Genomic DNA, 21,668 nt, shown 5'->3' on the forward strand with positions numbered 1-21,668 from the left:
CCCGGTCAACCCGACCGGGGCTTTTCGTTTTTACAGCGGCCTTCAGTCACGCAAATCCGATTCATGAATCGGCTGGTCACGATGGGTGGCCCGTTGGTACTGCGCCGGCCAGATCGCCTTGTGCCCACCCAGATCGTCATCGGCATGCAGCGGCCAATACGGATCACGCAACAACTCCCGGGCGAGGAAGATGATGTCGGCCTGACAGGTACGCAGAATATGCTCGGCCTGGGCTGGCTCGGTGATCATGCCTACCGTGCCGGTGGCAATGCCCGACTCTTTACGTACCCGCTCAGCAAATCGGGTCTGATAACCGGGCCCTGTAGGAATTTCGGCATTTACCGCCGTACCGCCCGACGAAACGTCGATCAGGTCCACACCCAGATCTTTCAAGCGTCGTGCCAGCTCCACGGTTTCGTCAGGGTTCCAGCCATCCTCCACCCAGTCGGTGGCCGATACCCGCACAAACACCGGTAACTCTTCAGGCCACACGGCCCGCACCGCTTCGGTGACTTGCAGCACCAGCCGAATACGATTCTCGAATGAGCCACCGTACTGATCGCGCCGTTGATTGCTCAAGGGCGAAAGAAATTGATGTAGCAGATACCCATGGGCGGCGTGCACTTCGACCACTTTGAAACCGGCGATCAACGCCCGTTTGGCCGAATCGACGAAAGCCTGGACGACCTCGGCGATCTCACTTTCATTAAGCTGCTTGGGTGGTGTGTGCTGGGGGTCGAAAGCGATCGGCGAAGGGCCGACCGGAATCCAGCCGCCATCTTCCGGTTTGACGCTGCCATGCTTGCCCAGCCACGGCCGATGCGTGCTGGCCTTGCGCCCGGCATGGGCCAGCTGGATGCCGGCAACGGCGCCCTGAGCGGCAATGAAACGCGTAATACGTTGCAAGGGTTCGATCTGTTGATCATTCCAGAGACCTAGGTCCTGGGCGGTGATACGCCCATCGGCGGTGACCGCCGTGGCTTCGGTGAATACCAGACCTGCGCCGCCGATCGCGCGGCTGCCGAGATGGACCAGATGCCAGTCATTAGCCAGCCCATCGACGCTGGAGTACTGGCACATCGGTGACACCGCGATGCGGTTAAGCAGGGTCAATTGACGAAGGGTATAGGGTTCAAGCAGCAGACTCATGGGGCACCTCTCAAATCAGTGGGCAGGCTCCAGGGTTCTGTTTGAATAGTCGACGAGTGACAGGAAAAAGGTGCAGCACCCGCCCCCGCGGGCAAAAAATTCGACAAGACGTCACAAGGATAATCAAGCAGTGCTTAGAGCCTAGTCGACATCGCGGGATCAGGGAGGGTTCAAGAAATGAAACACCGCCAATTTGAGGTCAAACCAAAACCACAACAGCAGTTAGACATTATCGCGGTTCGATGTGGGCAATCATCAACTGTACAGTCTCGTTCCCACGAAACTCGTTGAGGTCGAGTTTGTAGGCCAATTCGACCCACTTGATGGTCGGATTCGGCCAGATATCCCGGTCGATCCCGAAGGCGATGCCATCCAGCTTCACCGAGCCGCATTCACTCTTGAGCACCACTTTGAGGTGCCGCTCGCCAACGACTCGTTGCTCGACCAACTGGAACACCCCGTGAAACAACGGCTCCGGAAAGTGTTGCCCCCAAGGTCCGGCGTGGCGCAGGGCGCGGGCCAGTTCCAGGTGAAACTCCTCGACCGCCAGGGTGCCGTCCGACAGCAGTCGCCCGGTCAGGTCTTCTTCGCGCATTTGCCTGCGCACTTCGGCGTCGAAGGCTTGCGCGAACAACGGAAAATTCGCTTCCGGCAAGGTCAGGCCGGCCGCCATGGCGTGGCCGCCGTATTTGCTGATCAGGTTCGGATGTTGCGCCGCGACCACGCTCAAGGCATCGCGAATGTGAAAGCCCTGAACCGAACGCCCCGAGCCCTTGAGCAGGCCATCGCCAGCATCGGCAAAGGCAATGGTCGGACGGAAATAGCGCTCTTTCATACGCGAGGCGAGGATACCGATCACCCCCTGGTGCCACTCGGGATCGAACAGGCACAGGCCGAACGGCATCGATTCCACCGGCAGATCCTTGAGTTGGGCCAGCGCCTCGCGCTGCATGCCCTGCTCGATGGATTTACGGTCCTGGTTCATGCCATCCAGCTGAGCCGCCATTTCACGGGCGGCGCCAGCGTCTTCGGTGAGCAGGCACTCGATGCCCAGGCTCATGTCATCCAGCCGCCCTGCCGCGTTCAGACGCGGGCCGAGGATAAAGCCCAGGTCAGTGGAGGTGATGCGCGAATGATCACGCTTGGCCACTTCAAGGATCGCCTTGATCCCCGGCCGCGCACGCCCGGCGCGAATTCGCTCCAGGCCCTGATGCACCAGAATCCGGTTGTTGGCATCCAGCGGCACCACGTCGGCGACGCTGCCCAGCGCCACCAGGTCGAGCAATTCGCCAATGTTCGGCTGCGCCTTGCTCTCGTACCAGCCCAGGCTGCGCAAACGCGCACGCAGGGCCATCAGTACATAGAAAATCACCCCGACACCGGCCAGGGCTTTGCTCGGGAACTCGCAACCCGGCTGGTTCGGATTGACGATGGCATCGGCCAACGGCAGCTCGTCGCCGGGCAAGTGGTGATCGGTGACCAGCACCTTGAGTCCGGCCTTTTTCGCCGCTGCCACGCCTTCGACGCTGGAAATGCCATTGTCCACGGTGATCAGCAACTGCGGCTCGCGGGTCAGCGCCACTTCGACGATTTCCGGGGTCAGGCCGTAGCCGTACTCGAAGCGGTTTGGCACCAGATAGTCGACATGCGCCGCGCCCAACAGGCGTAACCCCAACATGCCCACGGTACTGGCCGTCGCGCCATCGGCATCGAAGTCGCCAACGATCAGAATCCGCTGACGCTGCTCCAGCGCCGTTACCAGCAAATCCACCGCCGCCTCGATGCCCTTGAGCTGCTGGAACGGAATCAGCCGCGCCAGGCTCTTGTCCAGTTCAGCCTCGGACTGCACGCCCCGAGCCGCATAAAGGCGGGTCAGCAGCGGTGGAATATCACCGAGGAATGGCAGGGTGTCGGGCAACAGGCGAGGTTCGATGCGCATGGGGTGACAGGTGCTTCTCTTGAATACGTAGGATAAAACCGGGGGTACGCGGCCAAGCGGCGAATAATCAGCCCCGTTCGCCGGCCAGCCATTGCAACTGGACTTCGTGCTGACCACGGTCGTCGGTGACGAAAATCGTTCCTTCGCTGATCATCACGTCCCACTTGATAACGCGCGGCATGTCCTTGGCCAGGGTTTCCAGCACTTCCTGGGGCACGGCGGCGATGTTGACGTTTTTCAGGGTCTTGATCGCCGGGATCACTTTGCCTTCCCAGACACGCAGGCTGCCGTAGGCCAGCAGGCTGGTGCGTTCGGTGCGGCGCGAGCACCAGGTCAGGCGGTCGGCGTCTGGCTGGCCGACTTCGATCCAGTGCAGGACACGGTCGTCCAGGCTCTTTTCCCACAGCGCCGGTTCATCCACGTCTGACAGACCACGGCCAAAGGACAGCTGCTCGTTGTACCAGAAGGCGTAGGCCAGCAGCCGCACGGTCATGCGCTCTTCGGTTTCCGAAGGGTGACGGGCGATGGTCTGCTTCACGTTCTCGTAGACGCTGCGGTCGAGGTCGGTGAGGTTCAGTTCAAACTTGTAGGTCGTGGACGGCTGGGCCATGAACGGGCTTCTTGATACGGGGAAAGGCGGCAAGTCTAACCGATGCAAGAGGGCAATCAACGAATTGAAGGCGAATCAACTTTGGGCGATGGATGTCGGCCTATGATAAAACGCTGTATTCGCTCAGCCTTTGTCCTACAGGATTTCGCATGCCGTTCTCCAATAAACCGCTCTCGGGTCTGAAAGTCATCGAATTGGGTACGTTGATTGCCGGGCCGTTTGCCTCGCGTATTTGCGGCGAATTCGGCGCCGAAGTGATCAAGATCGAGTCACCGGACGGCGGTGATCCGTTGCGCAAATGGCGCAAGTTGTATGAAGGCACCTCGCTGTGGTGGTTCGTTCAGGCGCGCAACAAGAAATCCCTGACCCTGAACCTGAAACACCCCGATGGCCTGGCGATCCTGAAACAGCTTCTCAGTGAAGCGGACATCCTGATCGAGAATTTTCGCCCCGGCGTGCTGGAAAAGCTCGGCCTGGGCTGGGAAGTCTTGCACGCACTGAACCCGAAACTGGTGATGGTGCGGCTCTCGGGCTTTGGCCAGACCGGCCCCATGAAAGATCAGCCGGGCTTCGGTGCGGTCGGTGAGTCCATGGGCGGCCTGCGCTACATCACCGGGTTCGAGGACCGGCCGCCGGTGCGCACCGGGATTTCCATCGGCGACTCGATTGCCGCGCTCTGGGGCGTGATCGGCGCACTGATGGCCTTGCGTCATCGCGAGGTCAACGGCGGTTTGGGGCAAGTGGTGGACGTGGCGCTGTATGAAGCGATCTTCGCCATGATGGAAAGCATGGTCCCGGAGTTCGATGTGTTCGGCTTCATCCGCGAACGCACCGGCAACATCATGCCGGGCATCACACCCTCCTCCATCCACACCAGCGCCGATGGCAAACACGTGCAGATCGGCGCCAACGGCGATGCGATCTTCAAGCGATTCATGCTGATCATCGGCCGCGAGGATCTGGCCAACGACCCAGTGCTGGCCAGCAACGACGGGCGTGACAGCCGTCGCGACGAGATTTACGGGGTGATCGATCGCTGGGTCAACTCACTGCCACTGGACGCGGTGATCGAGCAATTGAACCAGGCCGACGTTCCCGCCAGCCGGATCTTCAGCGCCGAAGACATGTTCAGCGATCCGCAATACCTGGCCCGGGAAATGTTCCTGCAAGCCAAGCTGCCCGACGGCAAGGACTTCAAGATGCCCGGCATCGTACCGAAGCTTTCCGAGACACCCGGCACCTCGGAATGGGTCGGGCCGCAGTTGGGTGAACACAATGCGCAAGTCCTCCACGATCTGGGCTACGACCCGGCACAGATCGCACGACTGCGTGAAGACGGGGCCATCTAAGCTGAATCGCCTGCTTTCATCTGTCCTCGATTACGCCGGCATCGGGCGCCTGCTGGCGGCGCTCGGGCTGTTGTCGGGCCTGATATCCCCGGCCCTGGCGCAACCTAAGGAGCATTTGTTCTGGCTGTTGCGCGACCTGCCGCCACTGACGATCTTCGAAGGCCCGAAAAAAGGCCAGGGCGTCATTGACCAATTGATGCCCCTGCTGATCGCCGGTATGCCGCAGTACGAACACACCCTGATACGGGTCAATCGCGCCCGCGGCATGCAGATGCTTCACGAAGAATCCTTTACCTGCGACCCCTCGCTGGTCTGGAGCTGGGAGCGCGAACAGTGGATCACGTATTCCATTCCGGCCTTCCGGGTGGTCAGCAATGGGCTGGTGATCCGACGTGAAGATCGGTCGGTGCTGGAGCCGTTTCTTTCCAACGGTGCAGTCGATCTGGCGGCCCTGTTGGCCAGCGGTCGACAGAAAGTCGGTGTGATCGCCGAGCGCCGTTACGGTGAGTTCCTCGACACACTGCTGCAACAGGCGCCAGCCGGCGCGCTGACGCCCCACTATGGCAATGACGCCCTCGGCAGCCTGCTGCAGATGCAACGCTTGGGGCGTTTGCAGGTGGTATTGGGTTACTGGCCGGAAATCCGCTATCAGGCCCATCAGGAAAACCTGGCCGATGAGCAACTGGAGTTCTACCCGGTCAAAGGCACGGGCAACTACATGCCCGTGTACATCGGTTGCTCGAATACGCCCCAGGGTCGACAGGCGATCAGTGAAATCAACCGACTATTGCGCGCCCTGCCCCGCGAGCACCTGGACCCGTTGTATGCCGACTGGCTCGACCCGCAAAGACGCAAGAATTACCTGGAAGAAACCAAGGCCTTTTTCGAGCATCAGGCCACGCAATGACAAATCGCAGGCAAAAAGAAACCCCGAGAAGTGGGGAGACAACTCGGGGTTAAACGTGGCCTGTATTACAGACCCGTAGCAGCAAGCTACAAGCACCGGAGCACAATGCTTGATCCTGCCGTTACATGGTCTGACTGACCTTGGCGCAGGAAGGTTCCCACAAAAAACACTTCAATTTCGGCTGGCCAGGCGCTTGTCCTGAGCAGCATTGCGCAACGCCGCGATAACACAGGGCTCCAGGCGTCCTTCAGCGATCAGCACGTCACGGTGCAAGCCGTCGACGACATCCGTCAGCAGACGTTTATCGGTTAACTGGGCCTGATTGAACAGCCGTTCGACCACGATAGCGCCGGTCGCACTCTTGAGCGTCACCAGGCATTCGCCATGGGCACCCGATGGGGTCAACGTGACTTGGTACGGGCTCAGAGCCTCGCCGAGCAATAGACTGATACTTTCCATCTCGATCACCACTCAATAGTCCGCAAACAAAGTGCCTGGGGCGTATCCACAGTAAATGACCCCAGGCCCGAGAAGAAAGTTCTGGATTCCAACGGCAGGCGCACCGGCGCCTCTGGTGGATAAAGCATGCCCGGAAAAGATGACAGTAAAAAAACAGCCGCGTTTAAACCCTTTCACCCGAGACGCATTCCTTGTAGCAGCTGCTACAGGCATTGCGCTTTACGCCTGCCTTGTCTCCGCTTGGCCAGATCGGTCCATCCGCCCAGCAGTCCTCGCAATTGACCGTCGGCACTGTAAAACGGCACCGTCCACTGATAGATGTCCCTGACGCCGTCCTTGAACATCAACTGACGTTCGCTGAAGCGGGTCTTGCGCGTACCGAGCTGGGCCATGAACTCGGCGTGCAGTTGCTCGGCGGTTTCTTTGGGCAAGACATCGAGTTCGATCAGTCGACGCCCCTGAATCTGGTCGAAACGGGTCGACAACCCCTCTTCATAACTCTTGTTGCACATGATCAAGCGCCCTTCCAGATCACGCACGAACATCGGATCGGGCATGGCGTCTATCAAGGCATGCTGGAAGGCGAGCTGGTCATTGAGATCTTTTTCCGCGTCCCGACGTTGCTGGATCAACACCGTGAGTCGCCGGTTCCACAGCAGGGATAGCAGCGCAAAAACACTGGCGAAAAAAACGCTCCAACAGCCCCATTCGGTTATTTGCTGCCAGGTCGAAGGCGTCTGTACAGGAACAATGCCATCGAGCCACTTCAAGCGAATCGCGCGTAACTCGGCAGGCGGAAACGCTTCGAGCGCCTTGTTGAGGATGCTCAACAATTGCGGCTGCCCTTTGCGTAGCGCCAGATGATCAGCCTCCCATTTACCCTCCACCGTATCGCCCACCTTGAGCTGCCCGGACGGATAGAGCTGCGCCCCGGTTTCGTTCTCGATGGTGGCGTAGGCTTCGCCGCTTTCGACCAGCGCCCTGGCCTCGGCGTAGGTTTTGACCGAACGCAGCTCGATGGACGGATAGTCGCGACGAATGGTCGCCTCCAGCGCATGCCGGGCTGGCAGCACCAGTACTCTTTTCGACAGCTGCTGCATGGATTGCACCGCTGGCGCGCCCGCTCGCCCGACGAACACCCAGCCCGCACCACCGAACGCATGACTGAAATCCAGGAACTCCTTGCGCTCCTCACTCATTGCCAGTGTGGTGCTAATGTCTGCCGCGCCGCTTTCCAGCCGCTCCAGCAATTGATCGGTGGAAAACGTCTCTTCATGGAGGAACTTCAGCCCTGTCATGGCGCTGATGCGGTTGAGCACATCGTTGTTCAACCCGCTCCAGTGTCCATGCTCATCCTTGAACAGATACAACGGGTACTGCGCCGACGCGACCGTGACCGTCGGATGTTCCGCAATCCATTGCAGCTCCTGAGCGTCTAGCCCGATAGCGGCCTCGGCGACCGCCCCCCGGGGCTCATAAGCCGCCAATTGCGCCGCCAGCCCCCATTGAGCAACGCTCATGGTGCCGACCAGAAATATCCAGCACGCAGCTGGTTTAAACCCTCTAAAAAACAGCATTGCCACTTCCTTGGTGATCGTCTCGCCCGCCCTTCATGGGCGGCTCTTCATTTACGAAACCCGACAAGTGTGGCATGCAGAAATGAGAAAGCCCGTCAGGAGACGGGCTTCAAAATGTGACAGCTTTTACCGGTTACAGTGGCTTGCCGCGGTTGCCATGCTGACTGACAAAGGCCTGCACGGCTTTCAGGTCATTCGGCAACACGGTGCAACGCTCGTCTCGCTCAAACAAATCAGAAAGATGTGCAGGTAGTTCGAGCGCTTTTCCTACACCAGCTTTTTCCACCGCGTCCGGGAATTTGACCGGATGAGCCGTGCCCAGGATCACCATCGGGATATCCAGGCTGCGACGGCATTCGCGCGCGGCCTTCACGCCGATGGCGGTGTGCGGGTCAAGCAGCTCGCCGGTTTGCTCGAAGACTTCGGCAATGGTTTCGCAGGTTTGGGCGTCATCCACGGCCAGCGAATCGAACAGCTTGCGCGCCTCGGTCCAGCGTTCCTGCTCGACGCTGAAACCGCCGCCCTGCTTGAAGGTGTCCATCAAACCGGCAATCGCCGCGCCGTTGCGACCGTGCAGGTCGAACAGCAGGCGTTCGAAGTTCGACGAGACCATGATGTCCATGGACGGCGACAGCGTGGCGTGCAGGGTTTCCTTGACGTACTGATTGCCGCTCATGAAGCGGTGCAGGATGTCGTTGCGGTTGGTGGCGACGATCAACTGGTTGATCGGCAGGCCCATGTTGCGCGCCAGGTAACCGGCGAAGATATCGCCGAAGTTGCCGGTCGGCACCGAGAACGATACCGAACGCGCCGGGCCACCCAGTTGCAGGGCTGCGTGGAAGTAATAAACGATCTGGGCCATGATCCGCGCCCAGTTGATCGAGTTCACCGCTACCAGGCGAGTGCCCTTGAGGAAGCTCTGGTCGGCGAAGCTCGCCTTGACCATTTCCTGGCAGTCATCGAAGTTGCCTTCGATGGCGATGTTATGGATGTTCTCGCCGAAGATGGTGGTCATCTGGCGACGCTGCACTTCGGACACGCGGTTGTGTGGATGCAGGATGAAGATGTCGACGTTTTCGCAATGCTTGCAGCCTTCGATGGCCGCCGAACCGGTGTCACCGGAGGTAGCGCCGACGATCACCACGCGCTCACCGCGTTTTTCCAGCACATAGTCGAGCAGGCGACCGAGCAGTTGCAGGGCGAAGTCCTTGAACGCCAGGGTCGGGCCGTGGAACAGCTCCAGCACCCATTCGTTGCTGTTCAGCTGACGCAACGGCGCCACGGCGTTGTGGGAAAACACGCCGTACGTTTCTTCAAGAATCTTTTTGAAATCGGCATCGGGGATGCTGCCGGTGACGAACGGGCGCATCACCCGGAAGGCCAGTTCGTGATACGGCAGGCCGGCCCAGGAAGCGATTTCTTCCTGAGTGAAACGTGGCAGGTTTTCCGGGACGTACAGACCGCCGTCGGTGGCTAGACCGGCCAGCAGGACGTCTTCGAAATTCAGGGCCGGTGCCTGGCCGCGGGTACTGATGTAACGCATGACTGACTCCAATGGACAGTGTTCGCAATGCCGGGCCCGCGTGCGGGCCCGGTGAACGATAACGGCTTAGTTCAGGTGCTCGACGCGGATCCGTACAACCGGACCGACCACGCCCGCCAAGGCTTCCAGGGCAGCGATCGCATCGTTGATGTGCTGTTCCAGCACGCGATGGGTCAGCAGGATCATCGGCACCAGGCCGTCGTGCTCCTCGACTTCCTTCTGCATGATCGATTCGATGTTGATGCCGCGCTCCGACAGGATGCTCGCCACCTGGGCCAACACGCCCGGGTGGTCCTTGGCCTGAATGCGCAGGTAGTAAGCGCTTTCGCAGGCTTCGATCGGCAGGATCGGGTGGGCCGACAGCGAATCCGGCTGGAAGGCCAGGTGCGGTACACGGTTTTCCGGGTCGGAGGTCATGGCGCGAACCACGTCCACCAGGTCGGCGATTACCGACGAAGCAGTCGGTTCCATGCCGGCACCAGCACCGTAGAACAGGGTCGAACCGGCAGCATCACCGTTGACCATCACCGCGTTCATCACGCCGTTGACGTTGGCGATCAGGCGATCAGCCGGGATTAGCGTCGGGTGCACGCGCAACTCGATACCGGCCGCGGTGCTGCGCGCCACGCCCAGGTGCTTGATGCGATAGCCCAGCGCTTCGGCGTAGTTCACGTCAGCGGTGGTCAGCTTGGTGATGCCTTCGGTGTAGGCCTTGTCGAATTGCAGCGGAATGCCGAACGCGATGGACGCCAGGATCGTCAGCTTGTGGGCTGCGTCGATGCCTTCGACGTCGAACGTTGGGTCGGCTTCGGCGTAACCCAGGGCTTGCGCTTCGGCCAGCACGTCTTCGAAGGTCCGGCCCTTCTCACGCATTTCGGTGAGGATAAAGTTGCCGGTGCCGTTGATGATGCCGGCCACCCAGTTGATACGGTTGGCGGACAGGCCTTCACGGATCGCCTTGATCACCGGGATGCCGCCGGCCACGGCCGCTTCGAACGCAACGATCACGCCCTTCTCGCGAGCCTTGGCGAAAATTTCATTACCGTGAACGGCAATCAGTGCCTTGTTCGCGGTGACCACATGCTTGCCATTCTCGATGGCCTTGAGTACCAGCTCGCGGGCAACGGTATAGCCGCCCATCAGCTCTATGACGATGTCGATCTCAGGGTTCGTGGCCACTTCGAAGACATCGTTGGTAATCGCAATACCGGTCGTCTGGAACTGAGGCTTTGGCGTGCGCATGGCAATTTGTGCCACTTCGATTCCACGCCCGGCACGACGAGCAATTTCCTCGGCGTTGCGCTGAAGTACGTTGAAGGTACCGCCACCGACGGTCCCTAACCCACAGATGCCTACTTTGACCGGTTTCACTGTGAACTCCCCATAAAACGGCCGACTCGAGGCCGGCCGTGAAAACAGCCGCAGGTTCGCGGCTCTCTATTGATGGCCCGGCAAATGTTGCCGCCGGACCACGCTCGTCAAAGGCTGGCCGTGACGATGCGAATTTACTTCGCGCCCAGTGCCAGTTTGGCGACTTGTGGCGCAGGCTGGTAGCCCGGAATGACCTGACCGTCAGCCAAAACGATGGCCGGTGTACCGTTCACGCCAATCGACTGACCGAGGGCAAACTGCTTGGACACCGGGTTATCGCACTTGGCGGCCTTGATTTCCTTGCCATCGACCATTTTGTCCATGGCGGCTTTCTTGTCTTTCGAACACCACACGGCTTGCAGTTGCTCGTCACCCGGCGAGCCCAGGCCCTGGCGCGGGAACGCAACATAACGCACTTCGATGCCGCGTTTGTTCAGCTCAGGCACTTCGGCGTGCAGCTTGTGGCAATACGGGCAAGTGGTGTCGGTGAACACGGTGATGTGCGACTTGGTTTCGCCGATGGCCGGGTAGACCACGGTTTCAGCCACTGGAATGCCATTGATCAGTTTGGCAATGCCCAGGCGTTCGGTCTTCTCGGTCAGGTTGACCGGTTTACCGTCCTTGAGCTGGAACAGGTAGCCCTGAACCACGTATTGGCCGTCGGCGCTGGCGTAAAGCACGCGGCTGCCCTTGAGCTTGACTTCGTACAGACCTGGCAGCGGGCTGGCGGTGATGGTTTCGACCGGCACGTCGAGCTGGAGGTTTTCCAGGCTTTTACGAATGGCTTGGTCGGCCGCGTCATCGGCGACGGCAAAGGTGCTGACCAACGCAATGGCTGCAGCGGCGAAAATCTGGGTCAGACGCATGAGAACTCCTGAAGGCGGACAAATGGGACGATCAGAACGCCCGTGCCGAAACACCGGGTCATAACCGCCCATCGTGCAAACCGGCAAAGCCTACCACATAAGGCCCGTGTGGCGAGGGGGCTTGCCCCCGTTGGGTTGCGAAGCAGCCCCTCTTTGGCGATCCCTATCCGACATATGGACCGAGGCGTGAGGCTTGACGACTGCTGCGCAGCCGAACGGGGGGCAAGCCCCCTCGCCACAGGGTTTGTAACCATCCCGCATTGATTAGCCTCTGGGGTGATGCTTGGCATGCAGATCCTGCAAGCGCGCCCGGGCGACGTGAGTATAGATCTGGGTGGTGGAGAGATCGCTGTGGCCGAGCAACATTTGCACCACCCGAAGGTCGGCACCGTGGTTGAGCAGGTGCGTGGCGAAGGCATGACGCAAGGTATGCGGCGACAGCGACTTGCCGATCCCGGCGACCTTGGCCTGGTGCTTGATGCGATGCCAGAAGGTCTGGCGGGTCATCTGCTCACCGCGCTGGCTGGGGAACAGCACATCGCTGGGACGCCCGCCCAGCAACTCGCCACGGGCATCGCGCATGTAACGCTCGACCCAGACAATCGCCTCCTCGCCCATCGGCACCAGCCGTTCCTTGCTGCCCTTGCCCATCACCCGCAGCACGCCTTGGCGCAGGTTGACCTGTTCCAGCGTCAGGCTGATCAGCTCCGTCACCCGCAAGCCACACGCGTAAAGCACCTCAAGCATGGCGCGATCACGCTGACCGATGGCCTCGCTCAAGTCCGGCGCGGCCAGCAAGGCCTCCACATCGGCTTCCGATAAGGATTTAGGCAATGGCCTACCCAGTTGCGGCATATCCACGCGCAGGGTCGGATCCACGGCAATCAGCTTTTCCCGCAGTAAATAGCGATAAAAACCACGCACACCGGAAAGGAATCGCGCCGTAGAACGGGGTTTGTAGTTTTGCTCCAGGCGCCAGGCCAGGTGATCGAGGATCAACTCGCGCCCGGCGTTGATCAGCTCCAGGCCCTTCTCCTGCAACCAGCCGTTGAACAAAGCCAGGTCGCTGCGATAGGCATCGCGGGTGTTATCGGAAAGGCCTTTCTCCAGCCACAGGGCGTCGAGGAACTGGTCTATCAGGGGATGATCGATGGCAGGCATGGGGGCTCAGGACTGGCGGGCAAAAGGCCGCAAAAAATGAAGAGTCTTGCATAACACGTTGAAGGTGACACATGAAATTCGGGCACAAAAAAAGCATCCCTTGCGGGATGCTTCTTTTTGAGTAGACGCTCAGCTCATTACCGGGCCGGTTCGTTCTGCCCCAGGATCAGCTTGCCATCCTTGTCGACCGGAATCTGATTGCCTGGATCGCGATCCATCCGCACCTTGCCTTCCTTGCCATCCAGCGAATAACGAACGTCGTAGCCTACGACCTTGTCGCTGATGTCATTGACCGTGTTACAGCGAGTCTGAGTCGTGGTGTAGGTGTCACGCTCCTGCATGCCTTCCTGCACCTTATTACCCGCATAACCGCCGCCGACCGCACCGGCCACTGTGGCGATTTTCTTGCCTGTACCGCCGCCGATCTGATTGCCCAACAGGCCACCAGCCAGGGCGCCGACCACCGTACCGGCGATCTGGTGTTGGTCTTTCACCGGCGCTTGCCGGGTCACCGTAACGTCCTTGCACACTTCACGTGGAGTCTTGATTTGTGTCTTGACCGGTTCAACGGCCAGCACTTGTGCATACTCAGGGCCGCTTTTAACCAGTTTGTAGGTGGCAACAGCACCACCGGCAGTCACACCGACAGCACCCAATACCGCACCAACCAGCAACGACTTGTTCACATGAACCTCCTGGCTATAACAGACGGGACATACCCGCGCTTCTCCCAGCCTTGGAGCATGAAAAAAGGCGCGAGTTCAACACTCGCGCCTTCTCGGCTTGCAGCAGGAAAAAGATAACCGTTATGGACGGTCGTCGACTTCCTTCTCGCTCGTCGCCACAGGAATCAGGTCTTCGCTGTTCAGGTTCAGCCAGATCAGCACCACGTTCGCGATGTAGATCGAGGAGTAAGTACCCGCCAGAACACCGATGAACAGGGCAATGGAGAAACCGAACAGGTTGTCGCCACCGAAGAACAACAGGGCCGCGATCGCCAGCAAGGTGGAGATCGACGTCGCCATGGTCCGCAGCAGGGTTTGCGTGGTCGAGATGTTGATGTTCTCGATCAGGCTGGCCTTGCGCAGGACGCGGAAGTTCTCACGAACCCGGTCGAATACCACGATGGTGTCGTTGAGCGAGTAACCGATGATCGCCAGTACCGCCGCCAGCACCGTCAGGTCGAAGGTGATCTGGAAGAACGACAGGATACCGACGGTCACGATAACGTCGTGGATCAAGGACACGATCGCACCGACCGCAAACTTCCACTGAAAGCGGAAAGCCAGGTAGATCAGGATGCCACCCAGCGCCATCAGCATGCCGAGGCCGCCCTGGTCGCGCAGTTCTTCACCCACCTGCGGGCCGACGAACTCGACACGCTTGACCTGAGCCGGGTTGTCGCCGCCGACTTTCTGCAGCGCTTCAGCCACCTGGTGACCCAGTTGCGGATCTTCGCCAGGCATGCGCACCAGAAGATCGGTAGTCGCACCGAAGTTCTGCACGATGGCTTCGTGATAACCGGCTGTAGCCAGTTGCTCACGCACCTTGGTGACATCGGCCGGACGCTCGTAGGTCAGCTCGATGAGCGTACCGCCGGTGAAGTCCAGGCCCCAGTTCATGCCCTTATGAAAGACACTGAACATTGCCAGCGCGGTAAGGAACAATGTGACGCCGAACGCAAAGTTGCGAACGCCCATGAAGTTGATTGTACGTAACATGGCAGCCCCTTAAATCCACAACTTCTTGAAGTCACGACCGCCGAAGATCAGGTTGACCATCGCGCGGGTCACCATGATGGCCGTGAACATCGAGGTAAAGATCCCGAGGGACATGGTCACGGCGAAACCCTTGACCGGGCCGGTGCCCATGGCAAAGAGAATCCCGCCCACCAACAAGGTTGTCAGGTTGGCGTCGAGAATCGCGGTGAATGCCCGGCCGAAGCCTTCGTTGATTGCCCGTTGTACGGTCATGCCGGCCGCGATCTCTTCACGTATCCGCGAGAAGATCAGGACGTTGGCGTCGACCGCCATACCCATGGTCAATACGATACCGGCGATACCCGGCAGGGTCAGCGTTGCACCCAGCAGCGACATCAAGGCCAGCAGCATCACCATGTTCACTGCCAGCGCAACGGTGGCGATGAGGCCGAAGAAGCGGTAGATGGCCATGATGAACAGCGAGACAAACAGCATGCCCCACAACGATGCATCGATACCTTTGGTGATGTTGTCGGCACCCAGGCTTGGGCCAATGGTGCGCTCTTCAGCGAAGTACATCGGAGCCGCCAGACCACCGGCACGCAGCAACAGCGCCAGCTCGGACGATTCGCCCTGGCCGTTCAGGCCAGTGATGCGGAACTGGGCACCCAGCGGCGACTGGATGGTCGCCAGGCTGATGATCTTCTTCTCTTCCTTGAACGTCTGAACCGGCACGTCTTTCTCGACGCCGTTGACCACTTGCTTGACGTAAGTGGTGACCGGACGCTGTTCGATGAAGATTACCGCCATGCTGCGGCCGACGTTGCTGCGAGTCGCACGACTCATCAGCTCGCCACCGTGGCCATCCAGACGGATGTTCACTTCTGGCGTACCGTGCTCGCCGAAGCCCGCCTTGGCGTCAGTCACCTGGTCACCGGTGATGATCAGGCCACGCTCGATCAGAGCCGGAGGACGCTTGCCTTCACGGAACTCGAATTCCTCGGAAGTGGCTTTCGAAGCACCAGGCTCAGCGGCCAGACGGAACTCCAGGTTGGCCGTCTTGCCGAGGATACGCTTGGCTTCTGCGGTGTCTTGCACGCCCGGCAGCTCAACCACGATGCGGTTGGCGCCCTGGCGCTGAACGATAGGTTCGGCAACACCCAGCTCGTTGACGCGGTTACGTACCGTGGTCAAGTTCTGCTTGATGGAGTATTCACGGATTTCCGCCAGCTTGGCCGGGGTCATCGCCAGACGCAGTACCGGTTGGCCATTGAGGTCGGCCGGAACAATGTCGAAATCGTTGAAGTTCTTGCGGATCAGCGCACGGGCCTGTTCGCGGGAGTCTTCATCAGTGAAGCCCAGCTGAATGGCACCGCCCAGTTGCGGCAGGCTGCGATAGCGCAGTTTCTCTTTGCGCAACAGGCTCTTCACATCGCCTTCGTAGACTTTCAGGCGTGCGTCGAGGGCTTTGTCCATGTCCACTTCCAGCAGGAAGTGCACGCCACCGGACAAGTCCAGACCCAGCTTCATCGGGTGCGCGCCCAGGCTGCGCAGCCATTGCGGGGTGGTTTGCGCCAGGTTCAGTGCAACGACGTAGTCATCGCCCAATGCCTTGCGCACAACGTCTTTGGCTGGCAACTGGTCTTCAGCCTTGACCAGGCGAATCAGACCGCCCTTGCCGTTTGCCGCCAGCGTGGCCGCCTTGACGTTGATCCCGGATTCCTTGAGCGCGGTGCTCACACGGTCCAGATCAGCCTGATTGACTTGCAGCGCAGTGCTTGCACCGCTGACCTGAATGGCCGGGTCATCAGGATATAGATTGGGAGCGGAATAAATCAGACCGACCGCCAGCACCGCCAGGATCAGAATGTATTTCCACAGAGGGTATTTGTTCAGCATCACGCCGCCCGCTTATGACGCGGGGCGCCTTGCGCGCCCCGTCGATTGAGTAGAAGTTGTAACTTAGATCGCTTTGAGCGTGCCTTTTGGCAGCGTGGCGGCGATGGCGCCTTTCTGGAACTTCATTTCAACGGTGTCGGAAACTTCCAGAACCACGAAGTCGTCGGACACTTTGGTGATTTTGCCGGCGATACCACCGGTGGTCACAACTTCGTCACCTTTTTGCAGGCTGCTCAGCAGGTTCTTCTGCTCTTTGGCGCGCTTGGCCTGTGGACGCCAGATCATCAGGTAGAAGATGACCAGGAAACCGACCAGGAAAATCCACTCAAAGCCGCCGCCCATCGGGCCTGCCGCAGGTGCAGCAGCGTCAGCCATGGCATTAGAGATAAAAAAGCTCATTTAGCACTCCAGTTGCAAATGTTGAATCTTGGGGTCAGAAAACTCAGTCCAAAGGCGGAACAGGCAACCCGCGTTTGGCGTAGAAGGCATCGACAAAGGCGGCCAATGTACCCTGTTGAATAGCCTCGCGCAAACCAGCCATAAGCACTTGATAATGGCGCAAGTTATGGATGGTATTGAGCATGCTTCCCAGCATTTCGCCGCACTTGTCCAGGTGATGCAGATAAGCGCGGGAGAAGTTCTGGCAGGTATAGCAATCGCAGGTCGGATCCAGCGGCGAGTCATCATGGCGATGGAACGCGTTACGGATCTTCAGCACGCCTGTATCAATGAACAGATGCCCGTTGCGGGCATTACGGGTTGGCATCACGCAATCGAACATGTCCACACCGCGGCGCACACCCTCAACCAGATCTTCCGGTTTGCCAACGCCCATAAGGTAACGAGGTTTGTCAGCCGGCATCTGACCCGGCAGGTAATCGAGTACCTTGATCATCTCGTGCTTGGGCTCGCCCACCGACAGACCGCCGATGGCCAGGCCGTCGAAGCCGATCTTGTCGAGGCCTTCCAGCGAACGCATGCGCAGATCCTGGTGCATGCCGCCCTGCACGATGCCGAACAACGCCGCGGTGTTGTCGCCATGGGCGTTTTTCGAACGCTGAGCCCAGCGCAACGACAGCTCCATCGATACGCGAGCGACGTCTTCGTCGGCCGGGTACGGGGTGCATTCGTCGAAAATCATCACAATGTCGGAGCCCAGGTCACGCTGGACCTGCATCGACTCTTCCGGGCCCATGAACACTTTGGCGCCGTCGACCGGAGAAGCGAAGGTCACGCCCTCCTCCTTGATCTTGCGCATGGCGCCCAGGCTGAACACCTGGAAACCGCCGGAGTCGGTCAGGATCGGGCCTTTCCACTGCATGAAATCGTGCAGGTCGCCGTGCTTCTTGATCACTTCGGTGCCAGGACGCAGCCACAAGTGGAAGGTGTTGCCCAGAATGATTTCCGCGCCGGTGGCGACGATATCCCGCGGCAGCATGCCCTTGACCGTGCCGTACGTGCCCACCGGCATGAAGGCCGGGGTCTCGACGGTGCCGCGCGGGAAGGTCAAACGACCGCGACGCGCCTTGCCGTCAGTAGCAAGCAACTCAAACGACATACGACTTTGGCGACTCATTCTTTGTCCTCAGGGCCACGTGGTGCGGGATTACGGGTGATAAACATCGCATCACCGTAGCTGAAAAAGCGGTATTCGTTGTCGACGGCGGCTTTATAGGCGGCCATGGTCTCGGGATAACCGGCGAACGCCGAAACCAGCATCAACAGTGTGGATTCGGGCAAATGGAAGTTGGTGACCAGAGCATCGACCACATGAAATGGCCGCCCCGGGTAGATAAAGATATCGGTGTCGCCACTAAATGGCTTGAGCACGCCATCGCGCGCGGCGCTTTCCAGGGAACGCACGCTGGTGGTCCCCACGGCCACCACACGACCGCCGCGAGCGCGGCAGGCCGCAACGGCATCGACCACGTCCTGGCCAACTTCCAGCCATTCGCTGTGCATGTGGTGATCTTCGATCTTCTCCACACGCACTGGCTGGAAAGTGCCTGCGCCGACGTGCAAGGTCACGAACGCGGTCTCGATGCCCTTGGCGGCAATCGCCTCCATCAGCGGCTGATCGAAATGCAGCCCCGCCGTCGGCGCCGCCACCGCGCCCAGGCGCTGGGCGTACACCGTCTGATAACGCTCGCGGTCCGAGCCTTCATCCGGGCGGTCTATATAAGGAGGCAACGGCATGTGCCCGACGCGGTCGAGCAGCGGCAACACCTCTTCGGCAAACCCCAGCTCGAACAACGCATCGTGACGCGCCAGCATCTCGGCCTCGCCACCGCCGTCGATCAAAATCTTCGAACCAGGTTTCGGTGACTTGCTGGAACGCACATGCGCCAGCACGCGATGACTGTCGAGCACCCGCTCCACCAGAATTTCCAGCTTGCCGCCGGAAGCTTTCTGGCCAAACAGCCGCGCCGGAATCACCCGGGTATTGTTGAACACCATCAAATCGCCTGGGCGCAAATGCTCAAGCAAATCAGTGAATTGACGGTGTGCCAGGGCGCCGCTGACCCCATCCAGGGTCAACAGGCGACTACCGCGACGCTCGGCCAAAGGATGGCGAGCAATCAGCGAATCAGGGAGCTCGAAGGTAAAGTCAGCAACGCGCATGATGGGGTTCGTCTAGCAGGGCCGGGAAGTCTAGCGGAAATATCAAAAATTCTCCATGTACCTGATTGACCAGCGGTATTCACCTCTCTATACTTCGCCGCCATTGAGCCCTGATGGCGGAATTGGTAGACGCGGCGGATTCAAAATCCGTTTTCGAAAGGAGTGGGAGTTCGAGTCTCCCTCGGGGCACCATTTGCAGTACATAGACGACTACCAGCGTCTACGCAACACCCCTAGAGCCCGCTAACTGCGGGCTTTTTGGTCTCTGGGGTTCCACCCCCATCTCTTGCAAGCCAGCCTCTTTTTGGTACATTTTCTGTACATATTCCAGTTCGAGAACCGGAGGTGTACAGCGATGCCATTGACCGCCTTGCAAATCAAAGCGTCCAAGCCTGCCGACAGACCGTTCACGTTGAGTGATAGTTCGGGTCTTGCCCTGCTGGTGAAACCTAACGGCAGCAAGTATTGGCACTTCCGGTACACGTATCAGGGTCGGGCGGCGCGCATGTCACTGGGCGTGTATCCGCATATCTCCTTGCAGGAAGCCCGTGAACGAGCTGCGGAATGCCGCAACCTACTCAAGCAAGGCACCAACCCCGGCGCCAAACGCCGCGATGACAAGCTGCGACAGCAGGAGGCCGGGCTCAACACCTTCAGGCGAGCCGCGGAGTACTGGTACCAATTCAAATCGGACTCCGGCCGCAGCAGCGCGACGCTGAAGAAGATCCGCGACTATCTCGATAAGGATCTACTGCCCGCTCTCGGCGAGAAGCAACTGGAGCTCATCACGCGAAGCGACTGCGCAAAACTGCAGGCCTGCATCGAAAAACGAGGCGCCTTCAATGTTGCGGACAAGACCCGGACCTGGCTGAAACAGATTTTCAGTCAAGCCATTGCACGCGGCCTGTGCGAACACAATCCAGCCTCCGAACTCCATGCCATTGCGATAGCGCCACCGCCCACTCAACACTACCCACATCTGCACGAACACGAACTACCTGAGTTTCTCCGGGCCTTAAGCAAGACCACCAGCCGGCTACCAGCGAGGATTGCATCATGGATGACAATTCTGACGGCGAGCCGCCCCGGCATGGTTCGCTACGCAAAATGGGAGGAAATCGATTTTGAGGAAGGGATTTGGACCATCCCGGCCGCCCGCATGAAGATGCGCAGAGACTACGTCAGCCCTCTACCTCATCAATTGATCGCCATGCTTACCAAACTGAACCAAAGCACTGGCCGCAGTCGGTATCTATTCCCAGGCTATGGTGAAAAGCAGCCAGTCATCAGTGAAAACACGATCAACCTGGTGTTCGCCAAGATCGGCTATAAAGGACGACTCGTCAGCCATGGCACTCGTCATACCGCAAGCACGCTGCTGCGCGAACATGGCTGGCTGAAGGACCATGTCGAAAGCCAGTTGGCTCACGTCGAGGGCGGCATCTCTGGTGAGTACAATCAAGCCCTATACTTGCCGCAACGTCGGATCATGATGCAGTGGTATGCGGACTATCTCGACGCCCTCAAACTAGGCATTACAGCCAGCCTTCGCGATCAATTTGATACTCGCGTTAATCAGTTTCTCGCACGCCCTTCTGCATCGCCTCTAACAACATCCCACGCACGCATAGATGATAAGTTTTCTATCGAAACAGACTAAGCTGCGATACCGCGATCACGCGATGCCTCACGAATTCGACCCGGTCGGCGTCAACATCATCGCCTTGTAAAACAACCGTGGCGCATTTCAACACTGCTTAAGCCTGTTAGATCTCCGTAGCCCAGCTTTCCACGCGGGTCCATCCAAGCAGGGCTGCAAAGCCGCCCTGCTTGGATGGACCTCACTTAAAAAATCTAAAGCCCACACAACCGTCTGGGGAAAAACACTGATTTCCACCGGAGTATAATTTCAGCCACAGCCGCAGAATCTCCATAAATTCGAACCTTGACCCGAATTATCCACAGGCGTAGAAAAGATCGGGCAAGGGCTGTCGTTGACAGCAACCCAGGTGGCCAGAACCTTTAAGGCTACGCCACAGCGTGGTGGTTCTCCCAAAGTGCGATTAGCGTCCGGCGGCTTGCACGGTCACTCACCGAGTGATGGATGCCAATTCCAGATCATTGCCATTGCGGCAAATACATCCCCCTCCCCCAACTGCCCTGCAGCAACCTATCCGCTTGGCCATTTCATTGTGCCAACCTGCGCCCGTCTCTTTCTTCTGGAAAGAGACGGGCGCTCCTACCGCTGCTGCAGCCCAACTCTTACAAGGCTTTGCGGCATTTCCCCTCGTGACAATCGGCGTGACAAACACCGGAGTCACCAGCAACAGCGATGCAGATGATGGTGCCGCAGCCCATGGAATGGACTGCACCTGACTGACAGTCAGGCATACCCCAATCATCGCATCACTGCCTTCACCTGACTCAGGATCTCGCGGCGCTGGTCTCGTCAGCCAGCGCAGCCTCCACCCGCCCACTTCTGCGGAAGTGTTCAGGAGGCCAGATCATGAGATGCC

Annotated in this window: 18 protein-coding genes and 1 tRNA gene; 4 read left to right on the forward strand and 15 right to left on the reverse strand. The window is 59.3% G+C overall.

All coding sequences use genetic code 11. The features are described 5' to 3' along the window. Positions 1 to 42 precede the first annotated feature (42 nt). The 3 genes from AC07V0_RS26740 to AC07V0_RS26750 all read right to left on the reverse strand — a co-directional run bounded on the left by AC07V0_RS26740 (position 43) and on the right by AC07V0_RS26750 (position 3,698). On the reverse strand, positions 43 to 1,149 hold the full coding sequence (locus AC07V0_RS26740) for an NADH:flavin oxidoreductase/NADH oxidase (protein WP_018926696.1): 1,107 nt from the start codon (positions 1,147 to 1,149) through the stop codon (positions 43 to 45). 229 nt (positions 1,150 to 1,378) lie between these two features. Then, a complete protein-coding gene (gene recJ, locus AC07V0_RS26745; RefSeq protein ID WP_258613157.1) occupies positions 1,379 to 3,088 on the reverse strand; it encodes a single-stranded-DNA-specific exonuclease RecJ in 1,710 nt (569 codons plus the stop codon). Positions 3,089 to 3,155: 67 nt separating this feature from the next. Further along, positions 3,156 to 3,698 (reverse strand): YaeQ family protein, encoded by a 543-nt coding sequence (locus tag AC07V0_RS26750; RefSeq protein WP_007940622.1) that lies wholly within the window; start codon positions 3,696 to 3,698, stop codon positions 3,156 to 3,158. 149 nt (positions 3,699 to 3,847) lie between these two features. On the opposite strand from AC07V0_RS26750, the gene AC07V0_RS26755 reads away from it, so the two are divergent. Together AC07V0_RS26755 and AC07V0_RS26760 are read left to right on the forward strand one after the other, a co-directional pair. Next, the gene (locus tag AC07V0_RS26755) at positions 3,848 to 5,047 is read left to right on the forward strand and encodes a CaiB/BaiF CoA transferase family protein (RefSeq protein ID WP_018926698.1); all 1,200 of its coding nucleotides are present in this window, start codon (positions 3,848 to 3,850) and stop codon (positions 5,045 to 5,047) included. Then, on the forward strand, positions 5,028 to 5,954 hold the full coding sequence (locus tag AC07V0_RS26760) for a TIGR02285 family protein (protein WP_495020061.1): 927 nt from the start codon (positions 5,028 to 5,030) through the stop codon (positions 5,952 to 5,954). The genes AC07V0_RS26755 and AC07V0_RS26760 overlap by 20 nt, the downstream gene beginning before the upstream one ends. 171 nt (positions 5,955 to 6,125) lie before the next feature. Here the strand turns inward: AC07V0_RS26760 and AC07V0_RS26765 are convergent, their stop codons facing one another. The 12 genes from AC07V0_RS26765 to queA form a co-directional block, all read right to left on the reverse strand. Then, the gene (locus AC07V0_RS26765; RefSeq protein ID WP_019581629.1) at positions 6,126 to 6,413 is read right to left on the reverse strand and encodes a DUF3509 domain-containing protein; all 288 of its coding nucleotides are present in this window, start codon (positions 6,411 to 6,413) and stop codon (positions 6,126 to 6,128) included. Between the two features lie 203 nt (positions 6,414 to 6,616). Next, on the reverse strand, positions 6,617 to 7,990 hold the full coding sequence (locus AC07V0_RS26770) for a transporter substrate-binding domain-containing protein (protein WP_495020062.1): 1,374 nt from the start codon (positions 7,988 to 7,990) through the stop codon (positions 6,617 to 6,619). A gap of 133 nt (positions 7,991 to 8,123) precedes the next feature. Beyond that, positions 8,124 to 9,533, reverse strand: a complete 1,410-nt coding sequence (gene thrC, locus AC07V0_RS26775) for a threonine synthase (RefSeq protein WP_019651847.1) — start codon at positions 9,531 to 9,533, stop codon at positions 8,124 to 8,126. Between the two features lie 66 nt (positions 9,534 to 9,599). Continuing rightward, complete coding sequence (locus AC07V0_RS26780; protein WP_018926703.1) at positions 9,600 to 10,904, reverse strand: homoserine dehydrogenase; 1,305 nt, start codon at positions 10,902 to 10,904, stop codon at positions 9,600 to 9,602. Between the two features lie 134 nt (positions 10,905 to 11,038). Continuing rightward, a complete protein-coding gene (locus AC07V0_RS26785) occupies positions 11,039 to 11,770 on the reverse strand; it encodes a DsbC family protein (protein ID WP_018926704.1) in 732 nt (243 codons plus the stop codon). 264 nt (positions 11,771 to 12,034) lie between these two features. Then, positions 12,035 to 12,931, reverse strand: coding sequence for a site-specific tyrosine recombinase XerD (gene xerD, locus AC07V0_RS26790; protein WP_007934017.1), 897 nt, complete (start codon positions 12,929 to 12,931; stop codon positions 12,035 to 12,037). Positions 12,932 to 13,068: 137 nt separating this feature from the next. Continuing rightward, complete coding sequence (locus tag AC07V0_RS26795) at positions 13,069 to 13,617, reverse strand: glycine zipper 2TM domain-containing protein (protein ID WP_018926705.1); 549 nt, start codon at positions 13,615 to 13,617, stop codon at positions 13,069 to 13,071. A gap of 120 nt (positions 13,618 to 13,737) precedes the next feature. Continuing rightward, positions 13,738 to 14,652 (reverse strand): protein translocase subunit SecF, encoded by a 915-nt coding sequence (gene secF / locus AC07V0_RS26800; RefSeq protein WP_018926706.1) that lies wholly within the window; start codon positions 14,650 to 14,652, stop codon positions 13,738 to 13,740. A 9-nt stretch (positions 14,653 to 14,661) separates the two neighbouring features. After that, complete coding sequence (gene secD / locus AC07V0_RS26805; RefSeq protein WP_018926707.1) at positions 14,662 to 16,530, reverse strand: protein translocase subunit SecD; 1,869 nt, start codon at positions 16,528 to 16,530, stop codon at positions 14,662 to 14,664. A 63-nt stretch (positions 16,531 to 16,593) separates the two neighbouring features. Continuing rightward, positions 16,594 to 16,929: a preprotein translocase subunit YajC gene (gene yajC / locus AC07V0_RS26810; RefSeq protein ID WP_007934009.1), complete on the reverse strand. Its 336-nt coding sequence runs from the start codon at positions 16,927 to 16,929 to the stop codon at positions 16,594 to 16,596. A gap of 43 nt (positions 16,930 to 16,972) precedes the next feature. Continuing rightward, positions 16,973 to 18,088, reverse strand: a complete 1,116-nt coding sequence (tgt, locus tag AC07V0_RS26815) for a tRNA guanosine(34) transglycosylase Tgt (protein WP_019651852.1) — start codon at positions 18,086 to 18,088, stop codon at positions 16,973 to 16,975. Between the two features lie 14 nt (positions 18,089 to 18,102). Beyond that, entirely contained in the window at positions 18,103 to 19,152 is a 1,050-nt protein-coding gene (gene queA, locus AC07V0_RS26820) for a tRNA preQ1(34) S-adenosylmethionine ribosyltransferase-isomerase QueA (RefSeq protein ID WP_019651853.1), read from the reverse strand. 107 nt (positions 19,153 to 19,259) lie between these two features. Between queA and AC07V0_RS26825 the strand changes: the two genes are divergently transcribed. Both AC07V0_RS26825 and AC07V0_RS26830 read left to right on the forward strand, forming a co-directional pair. Continuing rightward, positions 19,260 to 19,344 (forward strand) — tRNA-Leu (locus AC07V0_RS26825). Positions 19,345 to 19,507: 163 nt separating this feature from the next. Continuing rightward, positions 19,508 to 20,812, forward strand: a complete 1,305-nt coding sequence (locus tag AC07V0_RS26830; protein ID WP_495020063.1) for a tyrosine-type recombinase/integrase — start codon at positions 19,508 to 19,510, stop codon at positions 20,810 to 20,812. Positions 20,813 to 21,668 lie beyond the last annotated feature (856 nt).

It is taken from the genome of Pseudomonas sp. GW821-FHT01E10 (assembly GCF_059422365.1).